Source organism: Streptosporangium sp. NPDC002524 (assembly GCF_040295985.1).
In the GTDB taxonomy this organism is placed as follows: Bacteria; Actinomycetota; Actinomycetes; order Streptosporangiales; family Streptosporangiaceae; genus Streptosporangium.
Genome location: NZ_JBEOWK010000004.1, coordinates 398,953 through 419,248, shown reverse-complemented (window position 1 = coordinate 419,248; position 20,296 = coordinate 398,953). Strand labels below are relative to the sequence as shown.

Genomic DNA, 20,296 nt, shown 5'->3' with positions numbered 1-20,296 from the left:
GGCCCCGAACGCCGGTCCACTGGAAGGCCCGCGACCCGGACCTCCCAGTGGAGGGCGGCTCAGGCCGCCAGGCTCTCCCGCGTCGGCCAGGGCGTCTCATCGCTCGCATCCGGCTGGATCCTCATCGCGTCCGGCACGCTTCCGGCCGTCTCCGCCCCCGTGCCCGAGCTTCTCGCCCCCACCGCGTCGTGGCGCCTCGTCGTGCTCCTCCCCGCCCTTCCCCGCCTCGCCGTGGTCTCCCCCTCCACCGGCTCCTTCCCGGCAGGCCGGCGGTCCTGTCCGGCGGGCTCGCGATCCGGCCCGCGCAGCGGCACCTCGGCGGCCTCCCCGGGGGTGGGGGCTTCTCCGGAATCGGCCGCCTCTCGGGGATCGACGGTGTCCCGGAGGTCGACGGTGTCCCGGAGGTCGATGATGTCTCCGAGATGAGTGATGCCCCGGGGGTGGACGGTGTCCCCGAGCGTCACACCGTCTTCGGTGACCTCACCATTTGGCGTGATCTCTGTCTCGCGCGGCGCGGACGTCTCGTCGCCGGGGCTGGTCCTCAGGTCGTCAGGGCCGGTCCTCGGGTCGTCGAGGCCGGTCCTCAGCGGGGACAGGGCGCCGGTGGCCCCGGCGGCGACCGGGGCGCCACCGCTCATCGCCCAGTCGGAGGTCTCCCGGTCGAGCTCGCTCCGCTCCGCGCTGCCGAGAGCCGCGACCGGCCCGCCGCGCTGCGGCTTGGTAAAGCTCCCGAGCCCCCAGCGCAGGTCGTGACCGAGCGAGTTGGCCTCCACCTCGGGCATGAACCGGCGCTCTCCCTCGTGGGCGAACTCGCGGATCCGCAGCCGTCCCTGGACCACGACCGGCTGGCCCAGGTGGACCGACTGCGCGACGTTGTCGGCCAGCCCGCGAAAGCAGCGGACGCCGAAGTAGGTCGTCTCGCCGTTGCGCCACTGCTGGTTCTCGCGATCGAAGTAACGGCTCGTTGAAGCGATCTTGAGCGAGGTCACCCGGGAACCGTCGGGGAAGGTGTGTTGGCGCGGCGGGGCCGCGACGTTACCGGTCAGCGTGACGTGGATGTCGTTCATCGTGCCTCCCATGAGAGCCGGCCGAGTGCCGGCGGCATGGAAGACACGATGGCCCGGCCCGCCCCCAGCACGGATTACCGAATCGTGCTCTGTGGATAAGCCCGGGGCACACGCGAGAACTGTGGACAACCTGGCCTCGCTCACTCCGAGTGAGGAGGATCGGCTTCGCTACCCACTGAACGAGAAGGATCGGCCTCGCTCATCTCCGGACAGGGTCTTGCTCGTCCCCGGACAAGGCCTCGCTCACCCCCCCGGCAAGGAGGATGAGCCTCACCCATTTCGAACCCGTTCCGCCCCGTTCCGGACAAGGAGGACCGGTCTCCCCCTGAACGGAGAGAAGGAAGCAGATCAGCCCCGCAGGCCCCGCATGGCCGAGTAGAACTCGTTATAGCGGGTCAGCTCCCGCTCCACCGGCTCGATCACCATGCTCTCGGCGACCCCGGCGACCCTGCGGCGCATCTCGCGTTCCAGCGCGTCACGCTCGTTGCCCGCGCCGAGCACGACGAAGTTGCGGCTGGCCATCGCGGTGAGCAGGCCGAGCCCCAGCACGGAGAAGATCATCAATCCGACCCACGGCAGCGAGGCGGCGTCGCCGAACACCTCCAGCCCCTCCGGCGGGCTCCCCGCGCCGAACACGCCGTAGGTGAGGGCCATACCGACCCAGGCCAGGCCCGCGACGAAGAGCAGGACCAGGAAGTACTGCCAGACCAGGAGCAACCGCCACCAGCCCGGAACCCTGTCCAGCCGCGGCGCGACCTCCGACAGCTCCTCGGAGAGCACCTCCGGCAACTGCGAGGAGCGGGAACGCGCGGCGTCCCTGATCCCGTTCTGCCACGCCTCGTGCATGCCCGAGCTCAGGCCGTCGGTGAGCGCCTGGACGGCGGTGTCCACCTCGGCCGGCTGCGCGCTCACCGAGCCACCGGTCAGGCCGTGGATCTCGTCCCGCAGATCGCCCAGACGCAGGTTGCTCAGCGGGTCGGGGCGGAGTCTGGCGGCCCAGCGGGTGTAGGGCCAGCCGACCCACTCGCCGGACCTCACGGCGTACACGTTCTCCATCGCCTCGCCCACCGCGGGGACGCCGACCGCGTCGCAGAGGGCGTCGGTGAGGCCGATCCTGCGGGCGTCGTCGATGGAGGAGGGCGGGGCGGACGCGCCGTCGACGGGCATGATCTTCGCGAGGCGGAGCGTCAGCCGGCCGAGGTCAGCCTCCAGCCGCTGGGTCGCGGCCCTGCGCTTGGAAACGGTCTCGGCGAGGACGCCCTTGAGGTTGTCGACGCCCCTGCCCGTGATCGCCGAGGTGGTGACGATCACGGGGTGTTCGACCCCCTCGCGGCGGAGCAGGCCGTCCAGGTCCGCGACGCACTCGGCCAGTTCCTCCTGGTCGAGCCGGTCGGCCTGGTTGAGCACGAAGATCGTCACCGCCTCGTGCCCGGCCAGGTCGGTCACGTAGCGCCGGTGCGTGGAGGCGTCGGCGTACTTCTGCGGGTCGAGCACCCACACGACGAGGTCGGCGACCTGGATCAGCCGGTCGGCCTCGGTGTCGGTCAGCGCCCGGATGGAGTCGTGGTCGGGCAGGTCGAGCAGGATCAGCCCGTGGAGCTGGCTCTCGCCCCGGTCCAGGGCGCTGGCCCGCGCGAAACGGTGCCGCCACTGGATCTGCAGCCAGTCGAGCAGCGGACCCGCGCCGTCCAGGCCCCAGACGCAGGCGTGCGTACGGGCCGTGGTCGGGCGGCGTACCCCCGTCGGCGACAGTTCCAGGCCGGAGATCGAGTTGAACAGCGTCGACTTGCCGCTGCCCGTACCCCCGGCGAGCGCGACCACGGTGTGGTCGGAGGAGAGCTTGAGCCGGTCACCGGCGCGCAGCAGCAGCTGACCCGAGTCGGCGAGGAGCTTGGGCTCGACCTTGCCCGGCCCCAGCTCCACGATCCGGGCCAGCGCGGCGAGCCGGCTGCCGAGACCCTGGCCTGACTGGGCGGTGCCAACACTCATCGGGCGACCTCAAGGTTGTACGTTGCCTGGTAAAGGCGGGTGGCGGCGGATTCGTCAGGGATGCCCGCACTGTCGAGAGCCTGGGTGTAACGCGCCATCTCGTCGTCGAAGAGCATGCCGATCCGGGCTCGGAGATCGCTCCGAGCCTTCACGCCGATGTTGCGCAGCGACTCCGCGCCGAGCAGCGCGTGCACCAGCCGCTGCGGCAGCGCGCCGGTGCCGTTCTGCGCGTCCGAGGAGCCGTAACCGAGCAGCCCGATGGTGAGGATCAGCGACAGGGACTCGACGTCGAACGAGATCACCCTGGCCACCGACCGCTTGGTCACCCCCTCGGTGCGTATCAGCTCGATGATGTGCTCCTGCCAGGCCGCGATGGTCCGGCCGGTCCTGCGCAGGAGCTCGTCGGACGCGCGGCCGAGACCGGGTACCGACGCCAGGGCCTCCTGCGCGCCCGGACGGTTCAGCCAGCGCGAGGAGGTCTCCTCCGCCGCCCGGTGCGCCGCCGAGACGACCACCGACTCCAGTCCCGCCCGCAGCGCGGACCTCAGGCCGCTGAGCCGCTCGGGCGCCTGCTGGTTCGCCTTGCCGCCGAAGCGGCTCGGCCTGCGCAGGTGGAGGGTACGCATGAGGTCGCCGGACCCGGCGAAGTCCTGCCAGCGGGCGAGCACCTCGCCCCGGAGCAGCGAACCGTCGCCGGTGCTCTTGTCGATCTCGGCCAGCGCGCGGACATAGGCGCCGTCCACGTCACCCCGGAGGTCCCTCCGGAAGGCGACCTGGATCTCCAGTTGCTTGGCCAGCGCGGGGACACGGGTGCGGAAGCTGTTCAGCACCCCGTCCAGGGTCGCCCGTACGGCCTGCGCGCGGCGCCTGTCGTCGACCGACAGCTCGGTCAGCCAGAGACGCAGCTCGCTCACCTCGTGATCGGGGAGCATCCCGTCGGTGACCTTGCTCTCGTTGATGACGAACCGGTCGACCTCGCCGAGACCGTACTCGGTGAGCATCCTGACGAAGTGCTTGCTGATCACTTCCTGGGACCTGGGCGGGACCCGGGAGAGCACGATGGCCAGCCGGGCCCCGCGCTCCTTGGCCAGGCGGAGCAGCCGCCAGGCCGGAGCGTCGGCGTACCGGGCCGCGGTGGTGACGAAGATCCACAGATCGGCCGCGTCGAGCATGCGGTGGGCGATCTCGTGGTGCTCCTCGACGACCGAGTCGATGTCCGGGGTGTCGAGCAGGGCCACGCCGGGAGGGAGGCGCTCGGTGGAGACGAGCACGAGCCCTCCGGAGGCGCCCTCGGGATCGGGCTCGCTGAGCCGCCGGAGGCTGCCGAGCAGCTCACCCTCGGCGAACCACTCGTGGTCGTCGGGGTGGCAGGCCAGCACCGGCGTTCCGGTCGTCGGACGGCGTACGCCGGTCGCGCTGACCTTGGCGTTGGCCAGGGTGTTGAGGAGCGTGGACTTGCCCGCGCCGGTGGAGCCCGCGACCACGACGAGCGCGGGCGCGGTGCTGGTGTGGACGCGAGGGATCACGTAGTCGTCGAGCTGGGCCAGGATCTCGCTCTGGACCCTCCTGGCCTCGTCCGCGCCGGGGAGGTCCAGGCCGAAGCTGAGGTCGGTGACACCGGTGCGAACGGCGGTGAGCGCGCTGCTCAGCGCCTCGGAGACGGCCTCGGGAAGCGGGGTCTCCCGCGTCCGGCCGCCCTGCGCCTCCGCGCCGCTCTCGCTCCGGCCTTCCTCGCCCTCGTTCTCGTCCTTGTCCTCGTTCTCGGTCTCCGCGTCGCCGTCGGCGGTCCCGGTCTCGGTCCCGTCCTGGGCTACGGCACCGGCCTCGTCGTCGCTCTCGTCCGCGTCCTCGCTCCGGCCGCCCGTCGTCTCGGCGTCACTCGCGGGGGTGCCGACGGTGGTGTCGACATCCGCGGTATCGGCATCACGCCGGACCTCATCGCCGCTCCCGGTGGGGCCGGTGCCGGGCCGAGGTCCCTCGCCGGGCTCGGCAGCCTGCGGGGCCCTGTCACCGGTCTCGGTGCGATTGGTCTCGGTGCCATCGGGCTCGGTGCCATCGGGCTCGGTGCCATCGGGCTCGGCGACGGGGCGAGTTCTGTCATCGTCGTCGATCTCGGCGGGCTCGCCCTCGTCCTGGGACGCGAGATCGTCACGGCCGTCGCTCCGGACACCGTCGGTGCTCTCGGCGGCAGTCTGGGGAGCGTCATCGGCCCGCGAGGTGTCGGCGGTCTCGCCATCCGCGCGGGACTCATCGTCTGCCGGGGTCTGCTCATCCTCGACGTGGTCGGCGTCAGGCGTCCTGCCGTCACTCTCCACGCCACCCCTGGAGCCGTCGCGAGGCTCCTCCGGGGTCGTGCTGAGGATGACGACGACCTCGTCCCGTTCCGCGTCCTGCTCGGACCGCTCCCGCTCCTCAACGGTCCTGCTCGCCGCGCGAAGGGGCGGAGCGTCCTCGGCGCGGGACCGCTCGTCCTCGCCGCCGGGCGCGCCGCTCCCGGGCCGAGGGGGAGGAACATCGTCGGCCGTACGGGAGGCACCGGCGCCTTCCCCCGCGGGATCCGGGGCTTCCCAGGAAGCGGGACTCGGAACCTCCCGCCCGGCGCCGCCGGGCGGGGGTGTGACGGGGCCACCTGTACGGGGACTCGGGGGGACGGGAGCACCCGGGCGGAAAATCGCGCCGGGAGCGGTGTCGGCGACGTCCCCGGCTCGGGGAGCGCTCGGCGGGACAGGGGCGCCTGGGCGGAAAACGGCGCCGGGGGCGGCGGGAGCGGCGGGGGGCGTCGTGGCGGGGCCGGGAGCGCGAGGAACGCTCGGCGGGACGGGAGCACCCGGGCGGAAGAGCGCGCCGGGAGCGGTGTCCTCGCGAGAGGGACCCGAGGGACCAGGAGCGCCCTGCCCTCGGGGAACGCCGGGAGAGGTGGTGGGGCCGCCCCCACGGGGCGCGCCCGGTGAGGCCGGAGCGCCCGGCGAGGCCGGGACGCCTCGGGGGGTGGGAGCACCGGGACCGGGGACGGCGCCGGGCGAGCCGGGAATGGCCCCGCGAGAGGCATGCGGATGGCCGGGGACGCCCTGACCGGGAGCCGCACCGGGGCCGCCCCCGCGAGAACCGGGAGCGCCTCCCCGGGGAGCACCGGGAGCGCCGGAGGAAGGCGTGGCGGGGCCGGAGGCGCGAGGAACACTCGGCGGGACGGGGGCACCCGGACGGGAAGCGCTCGGAGAGGCGGGAGAACCGTGACCGGGAGCCGCGACGGGGCCGCCCCCGCGAGAAGCGGGAGCCCCCTGGCCGAAAGCCGCGCCCGGACTCCCCCCACGAGAGCCGGGGGCGCCCTGACCGGGAGCCGGACCCGGACTTCCCCCAGGGGAACCGGGAGCCCTCTGACCGGGAGCCGGATTCCCCCCACGGGAACCGGGAACGGCGCTCTGACCGGGAGCCTGGCTCCCCCCACGGGAGCCGGGAGTGCCCTGGGGGCCAGCGGACGGGGTCGCGGCGGGGCCACCCCGGGAGGGGCCCGCCGGACGGCCGCCCTGGACACGCGGGGCGGCGGGGTTGGCAGCCGCCTCACGGGAGGTGGTGATGGCTTCGATCTTGGCCTGGGCAGCGGCGGCTGCGGCGCGGAAGGCCGCCATCGCCTCCTCGGAGGCGGGCGGGGAGGCGGGATCGCTCGCCCCGGCCTGGGGCGCGGAACCAGCGGGACCGGCAGAACCAGCAGGACCGGCGGGACCGGCAGAACCGGTGGCAGCAGCGGGACCACCCGTCCGGCCCGGCCCTGCGGGGCCCGTCGTCCGGCCCGGGGGTGTGGCCGCCGTCCGGCCCGGGGGCGTGGCGGGACCGGGTACGCCACCCTGGGCCGCGGGACCCGCCACCCAGCCCCGAGGCGCGGCGGGACCGCCGGTCGCTCCGGGAGGGGCCGTCCCCGGCTGAGGCCCGGGGGACTGGCCGCGCGCGCGGATGGAGGCCGCGTCGTCGTCGGCGCGGATGGCGCCGAAGGTCACTGTTTGCTCGCCGGGGGATTCCTTGTCATCCGACGAGGTGTCGTCGGGTGGCTCCTGGGGGGTGCCGGCAAGGCGAGGGTCTCGGCCACCACCGGAATGAGGGGGCCTGTTGGACGCCGATTTCACGGTACTCGCTCCGCTCGAACCATCTCGACCTCCTGGCCGACCTTCACGACATCGCCGACGATCACGATCGCAGGTGGCCGAATCCCAGCCGCGCTCACGCGCTCCGCCACGGTGGATAGCGTGGCGTAAAGAGCGCGTTGGGTCGGAAGGGTACCGTCCTGTACCACCATTACGGGAGTTTCCGGCGAACGTCCGTCATGGATCAGCGTTTCGGCGATCGCTCCGATCCGTTCGACCGCCATCATAAGCACCAGCGTGCCGCCGGATCTGGCCAAATTGGGCCAGTCGACGGTGGATCTCTCGTCGCCCGGCGGAACATGTACGGAGATCACGTGGAATTCCTGGCTCACGCCGCGGTGGGTCACGGGCACGTTGGCCGCGGCGGGCACCGCGACCGGGCTGGTGATGCCGGGAACCACGATGACCGGGATGCCCTCGCGGGCGCAGGCGAGCATCTCCTCGCCGCCCCGGCCGAAGACGAACGGGTCGCCTCCCTTGAGCCGGACCACGAACTTCCCCTGCTTGGCGTGCTCGACCAGCAGCTCGTTGATCCTCTCCTGGGCCATGTAGCGGCCGTAGGGGATCTTCGCGGCGTCGATCAGCTCGACGTCCGGGGAGAGCTCGTCGAGCAGGGCCTGCGGGGCGAGGCGGTCGGCGACGACCACGTCGGCCTGGGCCAGCAGCTGCCGTCCGCGTACCGTGATCAGGCCGGGGTCGCCGGGCCCGCCGCCGACCAGGGCGACGCCCACCGGCTTGGTGCGGTTGCGCCGGGCGTCGACCGTGCCGTCCCTGAGGGCGCCGACGACGGCGTCCCTGATCCCGGCGGCGCGGCGGGGGTCGCCGCCCGCGGTGATCGCCACGCTGATCTCGTCCACCTTGCCGCTGGCCGGGGTCCAGGCCGCCGAGGCGTCCTTGTCGTCGGCGCGTACGCACCAGATCCGCTTGGCCTCGGCCTCCGCGGCCACCGCGGCGTTCACCGCGCGGTCGTTCGTGCAGGCCTGCACGAGCCAGGCCCCGTCGACGTCGCCGACCTGGTAGCGCCTGGCCTCCCAGGTCACCCGGCCGGTCGCGATGAGGTCGTCGAGGGCGTGGGTGACGCTCGTCGAGACGATGGTGACCAGGGCGCCCGCGTCGAGCAGCGCCGGTACCCGCCGCTGGGCGACGCGCCCTCCACCCACGACGAGCACTCGCCGCCCGGAGAGGCGCAAGCCAAGCAGGTAGGGCGACATGGCGACAGATCTCCCGTTCGCGAGGAATTGTGAAGCATGGCGTGCTAAGAGGTAAACCTACCGGCTAACGGCTCCCTCTTCGCTGCTCCCGTGTTAACAGCAGTCAAGGAAGGGCTGACCGCTGTCGACCTGCGGGCTTAAGACTTCCGTAGATCAGGCTTCCTTGTCTGTCACACCGGCGGAATCGAAGGTCGCGACCTCGTGCATCACCCTGACGGCCGCGCAGACGAGAGGGTGGGCGAGCAGGCCGCCGGTGCCCTCGCCGAGCCGGAGTTCCAGCTCGACCAGGGGGCGCAGCCCGAGGTGCTCCAGGGCGACCGCGTGGCCGGGCTCGGCCGAGCGGTGTCCCGCCACGCAGTGGTCGACGACATCGGGGGCGAGCGCCGCCGCCGCGAGCGCCGCGGCCCCCGCGATGACACCGTCCAGGATGACCGGTACGCGAAGAGCCGCACCGGCGAGGACGAACCCGGCGATCGCCGCGTGCTCCAGACCGCCGACCGCGGCCAGCGTCTCCAAAGCGGACACTCCGGACGCCGGGGCTGACACCCCGGACGCCGAGGCGGGAGCGGAAGAAGCCGGGGCGGGAACCGCGGAGGCCGGGTCGGGAACCGTGGAGGCGCCGTCCTGCTCGCGCTCCAGGCCGTTCACCCGGAGGGCCTCGCGGACCACCTCGACCTTGCGCGCCAGGGTCTCGTCGTCGACACCGGTGCCCCTGCCGGTCACGACGGCAGCGTCGTGACCGGTGAACGCGCAGATCAGCGCGGCCGAGGCGGTGGTGTTGGCGATGCCCATGTCCCCGGTGACCAGGCAGCGGGCGCCCCCCTCGACGAGGTCGCGGGCCACGGCCATCCCGGCCTCCAGCGCCGCGACCGCCTGCTCGGGGGTCATCGCCGATCCCCGGGACAGGTCGGCCGTGCCGTACGCGACCTTGCTGATCGTCAGGCCGGGCGCGGGGCCCAGGTCGGCGGCCACCCCGACGTCGACGACCGTCACCGAGGCGCCGACCTGGGCGGCGAAGGCGTTGGCCACCGCACCGCCCGCGAGGAAGTTGCCGACCATCTGCAGGGTGACCTCCCGCGGCCACGGGGTCACACCCCTGGCGTGGACCCCGTGGTCCGCGGCGAAGATCGCCAGAGCCGCGGGAACCGGGAGCGGGGGCGGGCTGACCCCCGCGGCCCCCGCGAGCCGTACCGCCACGTCCTCCAGGGCGCCCAGCGCGCCGCGGGGCTTGGTCAGGCGGTCCTGGTGGGCGCGGGCCTCGGCGACGGCCGCCGGATCGGCGGGCCGGATCGCTGCGATGGTCTCCTCAAGGATGGTCATGTGATCAGTCTCCCCCGGAAACGGCTTTTCGGGAAAAGAACTGGAAGGCCGCATATGGGACGTACGTGACTCTTGGCGGCACCGGAGGAGAACGTGGCCGGAAGGCCGCACATGCCCGTACGTGATCGTGGAAGGCGCCGGAGGGGCCGGGGGAACCGCGGGGGGATCACCAGGCGATGCCGCTGAGCGCCTCCTCGTAGCGCTCGATGACCACGTCGGCCAGGCCCTCGCAGTCACCGATGACGTCGGCGCAGCGGACGTCCAGGTTCGAGTGGCCGGCGGCGTAGGCCATGGCCTGCGCCCAGACGCGGTCGAGCAGGCCACCGGCGAACAACAGGTAGGGAACGACGATCACGCGCTTGGCGCCGAGGCGGCGGCAGCGCTCGATGCCACCGGGTACGCCCGGCGGGGTGAGGGAGACGAAGGCCGTCTCCACGGTCATGTACTCGTGGGCGTGGGTCTCCCAGAAGAGGCGGGAGACCCGGTGCACGTCGGCGTTCGTCTCGGGACTGGTGGAGCCGTCGCCGACCAGGACCACCGCGGTCTCGCCGATCTCGATGTGCTCGGGCTCGTCGTCGAACACCCCGGCGGCGGCAGGGACCAGCCGGAGGCTGGCGACCTCGGCGGCCGCGTCGGCCAGACGCTCGGCGAGCAGCGCGAGGATGCGGGGGTCGGATCCCAGGGGGCGGCCGTAGTCGCAGGTCAGCATGGGGTGCCTCTCCTGCTCACGGGCCATCGCGGCGGGGATGTCGGCACCGAGCCACACGTCGCCGGTGAGGCTCATCGGCTGGGCCACCATCCGGTGGTGCCCGCGCGCGACCAGCGAGGCGACGGAGTCGCTGAGACGCGGTCTGGCCCTGGCGATGTAGCCGCCGGAGACCTCCACGGCCGTCTGGTCCAGGCGGCAGCGAAGTCGATGGACGAACCTACCGAATTCAGCAGATCCATTGTCGTCGTGCGAGCCCTGCCCGATGAGCAGCAGCGGCGGTTTCATGGAAACAGGACTCCAATGACCTTGACCTGGGGTTACGCAGTGGCGACTCGCGACAATATCCGATAACGGCACTACATGGACAGGTAACGGATCGGTAAATTCTGTCTTTTCTCTCATGGGTATGACGGAAGACGGGAATCCGGCCGACGACGGCGGACGCGCCTCCTTCACCGGGCGCGTCGTCCGGGTCACACTCCGTGGCACGTGGCCGGGCTCGATCACACGCCCTGGCACGGTAGCCGGGCTCGCGGGAGACGTCCAGCACGGCCACGCCGGTGTCCTACGTCCTGCGCGCCTCGTCCTGCCCGCTCCCCCCTTCCGACCAGGGACGACTCACAGCGCGACGCCCGTGAGATGAAAATCCGGCGTGTATCAGGACAGGTCCTCCCTCAACAGCCCGAACACCACGATGTCTCGCGGGCCGTCCTCCCCCAGCTCGGCGGCGCGCAGCATGCCCTCCCTGACGAAACCGGCCTTCTCCGCGACCCGGAGGGAGGGCGTGTTGGCCAGGTCGGCGCGGAGCTCGATCCTGCGCATCTCGGTCGTCTCGAACACCCAGCGCGTCACGCCGAGCAGGGCCTCGGTGGCGTAGCCCCGGTCCCGGTGCAGCGGGTGCACGCCGTACCCGACCTCGGTGGTCCCGGCGCCCCAGAGGGTTTTGAATAGGCTGATCGCCCCCACGACCAGTCCCTCGGTCTCCATGGCCAGGTGTACGCCCTGACCGGAGCGGCGCAGCTCGTGCGCACCGTGGGAGAGCCACTGGGAGACGCCCGACGGGTGACCGGGCGCGCCGGGCGGCAGGAACCTGGCACGCGCCTTGATCACCGAGCGGACGCGGGCGGTGTCACCGGAGTGGAAGGGCCGGATCACGAGCCGGCCGGTCAGGATCGGCGGATCGGGTGCGAACGCGGTCACGCGCCCTCCTTGCGGGGGAAGCGGGAAGCCTGGAAGCGGGGAAGCCGGGGAAGCGGGAAGGCCAGAGAGTGGGAAAGCCGGGGAGGGGGAAAGCCGGGAAGGCCGGAAATGTGTGGCCTCAACCTCATCCCAGCGACCCCGCCCGCGCAAGCCCGGATCTCGCCTCATCCCGGGCGGGTACGGCTGGAGAACCGCGTCCGGCGGAGGCCCGTGGCCGGTCTTCCATGCTCGGCCGGTCTCCCCACACGGCTGGTTTCCCGCACCCGACCGCTCGTCCGCGCTCGGCCGCTTTCCACACTTGGCCGGTCTCCCGCGTCCGGCCGGTTTCCGCATCCGGCTCGTCTTCCACATCTGACCGGTTTTCCGCGTCCGGCTGATCTTTCACAACCGGCCGGTTTTTCCGCGTCCGGCCGGTCTTCCGCGTCGGGAGGAGCGGAACCGCGTCGCCGGGCTCAGCCTGAGCTCTGCGGACGACGATGACGGCTGAACTCAGGCCGGATCCGAGCCGAGCCCAAGCCGGACCTGGCTTGGGCTCGGCTCGGGCTCGGCTTGGGCTCGGCGGACGATGACGACGGCCGGGCTCAAGCCGTCCCAGGCCGAGCTCAACGTGGGCTCGACCTGGGATCAACCTGGGCTCAGCGGACGATGATGACTTCCAACGTGCGCGGGCCGTGCACGCCCTCCACCCTGTTCAGCTCGATGTCGCTGGTCGCGGAGGGGCCGCTGATCCAGGTCAGCGGCCTGGAGGGGTCGAGCCTGCCGACGGCCTCGGGGACGCCGGTCACGATCTGCCCGGCCCGTACGACGCAGAGGTGGTAGTCGGGGACCAGGGTCAGCGCCCGCCGTCCCTGCCCGGGTCCGGCGTCCAGCACGATGGTTCCGGTCTCCGCGATGGCGACCGCGCACCCGGTGACGACCCCGTCCACGCCGTCCAGCTCGGCCGCGCTCAGCGGGGGGTCGTCGGTGACCGGGCCGTCCGGCGCCCACTCCGGGGGCAGGCCGTCCGGGACGACCAGCCGGGTGGCGCCCCGGCGGGCCAGCGCCGCCGCGATCGTCGCGGCCACCTCGGCCTCCTCGACCACGTGCACGACGGCCCGGTAGTCGGCCACGCGCTCGGCGAGCAACTCCACCGTGCCCTCCGGATCGGCCGGCGGTGACGTGCGGTAGGCCCGGGTGATCTCGACCTCGGGTGCTCCGGCCACGGCGGAACGGATCCTCGACAGGATCCGCTCCTTGCTGCTCGCGCCGAAGACGCCGCCCCTGCTGGAGACGCCACCCGCACCTGATACACCGCCCGTACTGGAGACGTCACCCGTACTGGAGACGTCACCCGTACTGGAGACGCCGCCCGCACCGGTGGAGGCAGCCGCACCGGACGGGCGTCCGGGGCCGGGCGCGGGGGTGGACGCTCCGGCGGTCATCGGGCACCTCCGTCGGTACGGTTCCACCAGTCGCGGAAGGACTCGGCGGGGATGTCGGGAATGTCGCGGGTGTCGGTCCAGGCCGACAGCGGCCCCGGCAGGCGCCCGGGGACGAACCTGCGCAGGCGCCCGCCGAGCCGCTGGGCGCGTGCCAGCCGCGAGGGACGGTTGAACACCCACCCGGCGGCGCGCATGCCCATGCGCTCGACACGCGCGTGGCGCACCTTGCCGCGCAGGTGGACCAGGACCTCGGGAATGTCGATCGCGACCGGGCAGGCGTCGAAGCAGGCGCCGCAGAGGGTCGAGGCGTACGGCAGCGAGGCGTCCAGCTCCGAGGCGGTCCCGCGCAGCTGCGGGGTGAGGATCGCGCCGATCGGGCCCGGGTAGACCGAGCCGTACGCGTGGCCTCCGGCGCGCTCGTAGACCGGGCAGACGTTGAGGCAGGCGGAGCAGCGGATGCAGCGCAGCGCCTGGCGTCCGACCTCGTCGGCCAGCACGTTCGTGCGGCCGTTGTCGAGCAGCACCAGGTGGAACTCCTGGCCCTCGACCGCGCCCGTCCACGTGGACGTGTAGGGGTTCATCCGCTCGCCGGTGGAGCTCCTGGGCAGCAGCTGGAGGAATACCTCCAGGTCCCGCCAGCTCGGCAGCAGCTTCTCGATGCCGACCACGCTGATCAGCGTCTCGGGCAGGGTGAGGCACATACGCCCGTTGCCCTCGGACTCCAGCACCACCAGCGTGCCGGTCTCGGCGATCATGAAGTTGGCGCCGGAGATCGCGACCTTGGTCGACAGGAAGCGCTCGCGCAGGTGCAGCCTGGCGGCCTCGGCGAGGGCGCGGGGCTCGTCGGTCAGGTCCTCGGGCGCCGCGCGGCCCCAGTCGCCCATCTTGTCCTGGAAGATCTCGCGGATCTCCGAGCGGTTGCGGTGGATCGCCGGGACCAGGATGTGCGAGGGCCAGTCGTCCCCGAGCTGGACGATCAGCTCGGCCAGGTCGGTCTCGTACGCCGTGATGCCCTCCTCCAGGAGGGCCTCGTTGAGGCCGATCTCCTGGGTGGCCATCGACTTGACCTTGACCACGCTGGTCTCGCCGGTGGCCTTGACCAGGTCGGCGACGATCCTGTTGGCCTCCTCGGCGTCGGCCGCCCAGTGGACGTGGCCGCCCGCCGCGGTGACGGCCTCCTCCATCTGGAGGAGGTAGCGCTCCAGGTCGCGCAGGGTGTAGTTCTTGATCTCCTTGCCCGCCTGGCGGAGCTCGGCCCAGTCGGGCAGCTCGGCGACCACGGAGGCCCGCTTGCCGCGGATCGTGTGGGTGGCCTTGCGGAGGTTGTATCTGAGCTGTGAGTCCTGCACGGCCGCCGTGGCGTTCGCCGGGAAGGCGGGCATGCCCAGGAACGTGCCGCTCACCGGCGGGCCGTCCTCTCGCGAGTCCTCTCGGCACCGGCCCTGTCAGCACCGGCCCTGTCGGCACCGGCCCTCTCGTCGACGCCTCTCCCGTCGACGGCGCTCTCACCGATGGCCTCAAAGGTCCTCTCGGCGACGGCCGGGGCGCTCATCGGGTGGCCTCCGTCGTGGCGAGGATCTCGGCGAGATGCATGATCCGCACGCCGGTGCGCTGGCGCTTCAGGGTGCCGCCGATGTGCATCAGGCAGGAGTTGTCGGCGGCGCACAGCACCTCGGCGCCGGTGGTCGCGACGTTGTGCACCTTGTCGGCGCACATGGCCGCGGAGATCGCCGGGTTCTTCACCGCGAAGGTGCCGCCGAAGCCGCAGCACTCGTCGGCCCCGGGGAGCGGGACCAGCTCCAGCCCCCTGACCTGCTCCAGCAGCCGGGTGGGCCGGTCACCCACCCGGAGGATGCGCATCGAGTGGCAGGTCGGGTGGTAGGTCACCCGGTGCGGGAAGTAGGCGCCGACGTCGGTGACGCCGAGGACGTCGACGAGGAACTCGGAGAGGTCGTAGACCTTGGGCACCATCTCGGCCACCTCGGCGGCGAAGGAACCGGGCGCGTCCCCCGTCGCGGCGGCCTCGACGGTCCCCGCGGTCAGGCCCCCGGGGGTCCCGGGAGTCCCTGACCCGGCCATGACGGGGGCGGACGCGCGGGTGGCTGAGGTATGCGGGGTGGACGTGCGGGCGAGCCTCGGGTACTGCTCGCGGACCATCGCGGCGCACGATCCCGACGGCGCGACGACCGCGTCGTACCCGGCGAAGACGTCCACGAAGTGCCGCGCGAGCCGCCTGCCCTCCTCGGGGTATCCCGTGTTGACGTGCATCTGGCCGCAGCAGGTCTGCGCCCGGGGGAACTCGACGTCACATCCGAGGCGGCGCAGCAGCGTGACGACCGCCCGCCCGGTGCCGGGAAACAGTGTGTCGTTCACGCAGGTGATGAAGAGGGCGACGCGCACGGCACTCCTTCCTTTCAATGGTCAGACCACAGTATGGTCTGACCACATTCCCCCACAAGAGGAGGCCCTCTTGAGCGGTTGGCAGCCTGTCCGGCGCACCCGGGCGTTCGAGGACGTGATCGCCCAGATCGAGCGGCGCATCGCGGGTGACGGGCTCCGGGTCGGCGACCGCCTGCCCGGCGAACGGCAGCTCGCCGAGCAGCTGCGGGTGAGCCGGTCGTCGGTACGCGAGGCGATGCGGGTGCTGGAGACCCTGGGGGTGGTGTCGTCGCAGGTCGGACGGGGTCCGGACGCGGGGGCCTTCCTCATCTCCAGGCCCGCCGAGGCCCTGAGCGACCTGCTGAGGCTCCACCTCGGCCTGTCGAACCTGTCACTGGAGGAGGTCGTCGACGCCCGGCTGATGATCGAGAAGTGGTCGGCCGCGCACGCCGCCGCCCACGGGGCCGACCTGTCGGCCCTCACCGCCGCGCTGGAGCGCATGGAGGCCACGACGACGGCCGAGGAGTTCGTCGAGCACGACACGGCCTTCCACGTGGCCATCGCCGAGGCCTCGGGCAACAGGCTGACCACCGCCATGATGCTCTCCCTGCGCGACTCGCTCCGCCGCTACGCGGTCGAGGCGGTCGGGCGCCTCGGCGGCACGGCCGGGCTCATGGACGACCACCGCCGGATCCACCGGGCCATCGCCACCGGGGACGCGGCGGGTGCCTCGGCCGCCGTCGAGGACCACCTGCGGCGGGCCTACCCCGGCATCTCACGTGCCCCACGGGCTGAGGACGATGAGGGGCTTGAAGGGCAGCAGGGGCGGTCTGACCGAGTCGGCTGAGCGGCAGGTGGCGCCCGAGCAGGAGACCAGGGCGTCGAGCTGCCGGTTGAACTCGGCGATCACGGAAAGCGGGGTCTCCGCGGCGAGGTTGCGGAGCTGGTAGGGATCCCTGACGAGGTCGTAGATCTGGTACTCGCCGGTGGAGTAGCGGACGAAGGTGTGCTGGGCGGTCCGCATCCCCTGGTACGCCGGGACCGGGGTCTGGCGGGCCGAGCCCGGACTGGTCGGGCGGTAGAACTCCAGCAGCACGTTCTGGCGCCACGAGGGCGGCGTCTCGCCGCGCAGCAGCGGCAGCAGGGAGCGGCCCTCGGCGAAGGCGGGAAGCGCGGCCCCGGCGAGCTGGGCGAACGTCGGGGCGAGGTCGATGCTCGCGGCCATGTCCCCGACGACGCGGCCCGCCTGTACGCCGGGTCCCCTGACCAGCAGCGGCACCTTGATCGCCTCGTCGAAGGGCGTGGTCTTGCCCTGGGCGAGCCGGTGCTGGCCCAGGTGGAACCCGTTATCGGAAGCGAAAAAGATATACGTTTCATCCAGCTTGCCGGAGGCCCTGAGAGATTCGACGAGGGCGCCCACCATGTCGTCCACGCCGAGCATCGCCCGGAGCCGGTCCCGGTAGTGCCGGTCGATCCTGCGGACCTTCGAGGCGTCGAGGAGCGGGAGCGATCTGAGCCAGAGCGGCTCGGCGCTGACGTCGGCCTGGTTGAAGGACGGGGTGCGCGGGGCCACCACCCCGGCGAAGGCGGCGTGGTGCCGGGGGGCGTAGTTGGCCGGGTTGTGCGGGGCGACCGGGGCGAGGTAGAGGAAGAACGGGTCCTGGCTGGGCTGGGAGACGAACGCCCCCGCCTTGGCGCTGAGCACGTCGGTCAGATAGTCCTGCGGCGTGAAGCCGTAGTCGCGCAGCATGCCGTTCTCGTTGAGCGTGTAGCCGTACTCGTCGTACAGCCTGCGGACCGGCACGTCCCACTCGTCCCAGCCCTGAGGCACGTGGGTGGCGGAGGTGGTGCCGCCTGGGTAGTGGTTGAGGTATTTGCCCATCAGCCCGGTGCGATATCCGGCCGATTTCATCCATGTCGCGATATTGGAGCGTTCCAGGCCTGATGTGTAGTACTTGGTGAAACCTCCCTCGGGCGCGGTGTTGGTGTACACGCCGTGGCTGTGCACGTACTGGCACCGCATGATCGACGCGCGCGAGGGGCAGCACCAGGAGTTGGGCACGAAGAACCTGTCGAAACTGGTTCCCCCCCGGGCGAGCAGGTTCCAGATGTTGGGAAATTTCTGCAGATCGCCCGCGTCAAGATCGTCGACGAGGATCAGGACGACGTTGGGCCGCCCCGCCGCGTGTGCCACGGCCGGGATCGTTCCCATCGCGGCCAGGGCGAGGAGCGACATCAGGGAGAGGAGTTTGCGAGCGGCGTTGAGCACAAGTGCACGCTTCCCGGGAGACCGAATTTCGACACCTCACACTCGACCGACCAATGTAGAACGTGTTCTAATTGCGGGGCCTGTCCGGCGTCACGTCGCGAGGAGACCCCCGTGAGCACCGACCTGAAGCTCGGCCTGAACCTCGGCTACTGGCAGCGGAACGCCGACGACGCCACCGAACTCGTCCAGACCGCGGAACGGCTGGGCTACGAGTCCGTGTGGACCGCGGAAGCCTACGGTAGCGACGCCTTCACCCCTCTGGCCTGGTACGGCGCGCGGACGTCTCGCATCAAACTGGGCACGTCCGTGGTGCAGATCTCCGCGAGAACCCCGGCGGCGACCGCGATGACCGCGATGACGCTCGATCATCTCACCGGCGGGCGGCTGCTGCTCGGCATCGGCGCGTCGGGGCCCCAGGTCGTCGAGGGCTGGTACGGGACGCCGTTCCCCAAGCCGCTCGCCCGCACCCGCGAGTACGTCGAGATCATGCGCAAGGTGTGGCGCCGCGAGGAGCCGGTGACGAGCGACGGCGAGCACTATCCCCTCCCCTACCCGGGAGGCGCGAACCTCGGCAAGCCGCTGAAGCTGATCACCCGCCCGCTCCGCGCCGAGATCCCCCTCTACCTCGGCGCGGAGGGCCCGAAGAACGTCGCGCTCGCCGCCGAGATCGCCGACGGCTGGCTGCCGCTGTTCGTGTTCCCCGAGAAGATCGAGCGGATGTACGGCCCCTCGCTCGCCGGGGCCGATCCCGGCTTCGACATCGCCGCGATGGTGATGACCGTGATCACCGACGACGTCCGGGCGGCGCTGGACGGGGTGAAGATGATGCTGACCCTCTACATCGGCGGCATGGGGGCCAAGAGCCGCAACTTCCACGCCGACATCGTCGGCAGGATGGGCTACGCCGAGGCCGCCGAGGAGATCCAGGCCCTCTACCTGGCCGGACGCAGGGAAGAGGCGTTCAACGCGATCCCCGACGAGCTGGCCGACGGCATCTCCCTGGTCGGCCCGGCGGGCCGCATCCGCGAGCGCCTGCAGCTGTGGCGCGACAGCCCGGTGAGCAACCTCCTGGTCATGGGACCCCGCGACGAGGCCTCCCTGAAGACCGTCAGGGACCTGGTCCTGGGCTGACCCGCCCCGGGCGGCGCCGCTCCCGCCGGTGTCCTCGCGCGAGGACCGCCCGGCCCTCCCGCCGGTTTCCCGGCACGGCCGAGCGGGCGTTCACCCGCGGACGCCGACCTTCCCGACCCAGCCGGAGTCCTCGTACGCGACCCTGAGGCCCTCGCGGAGGGGGATGTGCACGGAACGGCCGCCGGTGCGGGGCCTCTCGTCCGGGCCCGTGTAGGCGAAGGCCAGCAGGCGCGACCCCGACTCGTCGACGACCAGGGTGCGGTGGCCGTCGGCCGTGGTGACGGCGGAGCCGGTGCGCCCGAGCGGGTCAAGGATGCCCTTCTCCAGGACGATCCCGGGCTGGGCCGCGAGGACGCGCAGCGTCGCGGCACGCGTGGCCGGGCTCGCGGGTGAGGCGAGCAGGTAGCGCGCGGCGTCGAAGACGAAGCCCGGGAATGGCCCGTCCCGGTGCGCCGAGCGGAGCCACCGTTCCAGCTCCCCCGCGTCGCCGGGCAGGTCCCGCACCTCGTCCAGGGTCAGCGTCTCGCTCCCGACCCGCCACCTCAGCGAGAGCCGGGAGAAGTCCCTGGTACGCGGCCCCGGCCACAGCGCCGGTGACCCCTTCGCCCTCCACGCCTCCCTGGCGGCCTCAGTGGCGAAGGTGATGTCCACCTTCTGGTCGGACGCGATCCGCCCGGCCCGGCCGTCGTACCAGGACTCGTCGGTGTGGGCGGCGGTCACCCCGGAATCGACGGGTTCGAAGGTCCTGGTGCGCTCGAACCAGTACCGGCCTTGCGGGAGGGGCTCGCGCGCCGCCGTCTCCGCGCCCGCCAGCAGGAACGACCGGGCGTCGAGCGTGACCACCGGCGTGCCGGGCGTCGCGGCCGGGAGGGAGCCGGAGGTCTCGGAGGGCTGCGCCCGGGTCTCGGAGGGCCGTACCGGAGAGGTACCCGGGTCTGGGTCCGGGGCGGGGTCCGGGGCCGCGCCCGGGGAGGTGCCCGGGGCGGGGTCGGGGGAGGTGCCGGAGGTGGCGGCCGAGGCCGGGTCCTGGGAGGCGATCGCCGCGGTGCGGCCCCCGCCCGGCCCCCGCAGCCCGACCGTCCCCGTCATGACGGCGGGCACCGTCACCGCGGCGGCCAGCCCGACGAGGGCGCCGGTCAGCGCGATCCCGGGGGTGAGACGGAGGCGGGGAAGGGGGCGGGACAGAGGATCGGGCAGGGGGTGGGGCAGGCGGCGGGAGGCGTCGCGGGGAAAACGGGAGAACACGGGATCGGCCCCTTGACCGGACGTGTGACCGGACCCGTGACCGGACGCGTGATCCGATACGTGATCGGGCACGCGGTCAGGCACGTCACTGGCCCCATGGCCGGACGCGTGGCCGGACGCGTGGCCGGACGCGTGATCCGATACGTGATCGGGCACGCGGTCAGGCACGTCACTGGCCCCATGGCCGGACGCGTGGCCGGACGCGTGGCCGGACGCGTG

14 protein-coding genes are annotated in these 20,296 nt (G+C 72.3%); 2 read left to right on the top strand and 12 right to left on the bottom strand.

Features of this window, described 5'->3' with window-relative positions; translation table 11 throughout:
* Positions 1-59 precede the first annotated feature (59 nt).
* The 10 genes from ABT053_RS08965 to ABT053_RS08920 form a co-directional block, all read right to left on the bottom strand.
* Complete coding sequence (locus ABT053_RS08965) at positions 60-1,067, bottom strand: single-stranded DNA-binding protein (protein WP_350968339.1); 1,008 nt, start codon at positions 1,065-1,067, stop codon at positions 60-62.
* 348 nt (positions 1,068-1,415) lie between these two features.
* On the bottom strand, positions 1,416-3,056 hold the full coding sequence (locus ABT053_RS08960; protein WP_350968338.1) for a GTP-binding protein: 1,641 nt from the start codon (positions 3,054-3,056) through the stop codon (positions 1,416-1,418).
* Positions 3,053-5,371 (bottom strand): dynamin family protein, encoded by a 2,319-nt coding sequence (locus tag ABT053_RS08955; RefSeq protein WP_350968337.1) that lies wholly within the window; start codon positions 5,369-5,371, stop codon positions 3,053-3,055. Before ABT053_RS08955 ends, ABT053_RS08960 begins: the two co-directional genes overlap by 4 nt.
* Before the next feature lie 1,799 nt (positions 5,372-7,170).
* Entirely contained in the window at positions 7,171-8,403 is a 1,233-nt protein-coding gene (gene cobA / locus ABT053_RS08950) for a uroporphyrinogen-III C-methyltransferase (protein WP_350968336.1), read from the bottom strand.
* 153 nt (positions 8,404-8,556) lie between these two features.
* Positions 8,557-9,723, bottom strand: a complete 1,167-nt coding sequence (locus ABT053_RS08945; RefSeq protein ID WP_350968335.1) for a nicotinate-nucleotide--dimethylbenzimidazole phosphoribosyltransferase — start codon at positions 9,721-9,723, stop codon at positions 8,557-8,559.
* Between the two features lie 166 nt (positions 9,724-9,889).
* Complete coding sequence (locus ABT053_RS08940) at positions 9,890-10,717, bottom strand: sirohydrochlorin chelatase (protein ID WP_350968334.1); 828 nt, start codon at positions 10,715-10,717, stop codon at positions 9,890-9,892.
* Between the two features lie 372 nt (positions 10,718-11,089).
* Positions 11,090-11,632: a GNAT family N-acetyltransferase gene (locus ABT053_RS08935; RefSeq protein ID WP_350968333.1), complete on the bottom strand. Its 543-nt coding sequence runs from the start codon at positions 11,630-11,632 to the stop codon at positions 11,090-11,092.
* A 635-nt stretch (positions 11,633-12,267) separates the two neighbouring features.
* Complete coding sequence (locus ABT053_RS08930) at positions 12,268-13,053, bottom strand: LutC/YkgG family protein (RefSeq protein WP_502991711.1); 786 nt, start codon at positions 13,051-13,053, stop codon at positions 12,268-12,270.
* Entirely contained in the window at positions 13,050-14,456 is a 1,407-nt protein-coding gene (locus ABT053_RS08925) for a lactate utilization protein B (RefSeq protein WP_350968332.1), read from the bottom strand. The genes ABT053_RS08930 and ABT053_RS08925 overlap by 4 nt, the downstream gene beginning before the upstream one ends.
* Before the next feature lie 145 nt (positions 14,457-14,601).
* The gene (locus ABT053_RS08920; RefSeq protein WP_350968331.1) at positions 14,602-15,453 is read right to left on the bottom strand and encodes a (Fe-S)-binding protein; all 852 of its coding nucleotides are present in this window, start codon (positions 15,451-15,453) and stop codon (positions 14,602-14,604) included.
* Positions 15,454-15,523: 70 nt separating this feature from the next.
* Here ABT053_RS08920 and ABT053_RS08915 point away from each other — a divergent pair, with 70 nt between their 5' ends.
* Positions 15,524-16,279 (top strand): FadR/GntR family transcriptional regulator, encoded by a 756-nt coding sequence (locus tag ABT053_RS08915; RefSeq protein ID WP_350968330.1) that lies wholly within the window; start codon positions 15,524-15,526, stop codon positions 16,277-16,279.
* On the opposite strand, the gene ABT053_RS08910 is transcribed toward ABT053_RS08915, so the two are convergent.
* Positions 16,208-17,701: a sulfatase family protein gene (locus ABT053_RS08910; protein WP_350968329.1), complete on the bottom strand. Its 1,494-nt coding sequence runs from the start codon at positions 17,699-17,701 to the stop codon at positions 16,208-16,210. The genes ABT053_RS08915 and ABT053_RS08910 overlap by 72 nt on opposite strands.
* A 111-nt stretch (positions 17,702-17,812) precedes the next feature.
* Here ABT053_RS08910 and ABT053_RS08905 point away from each other — a divergent pair, with 111 nt between their 5' ends.
* Entirely contained in the window at positions 17,813-18,832 is a 1,020-nt protein-coding gene (locus ABT053_RS08905) for an LLM class F420-dependent oxidoreductase (RefSeq protein ID WP_350968328.1), read from the top strand.
* A gap of 90 nt (positions 18,833-18,922) precedes the next feature.
* Here the strand turns inward: ABT053_RS08905 and ABT053_RS08900 are convergent, their stop codons facing one another.
* The gene (locus ABT053_RS08900) at positions 18,923-20,077 is read right to left on the bottom strand and encodes a hypothetical protein (protein ID WP_350968327.1); all 1,155 of its coding nucleotides are present in this window, start codon (positions 20,075-20,077) and stop codon (positions 18,923-18,925) included.
* Positions 20,078-20,296: the final 219 nt, after the last annotated feature.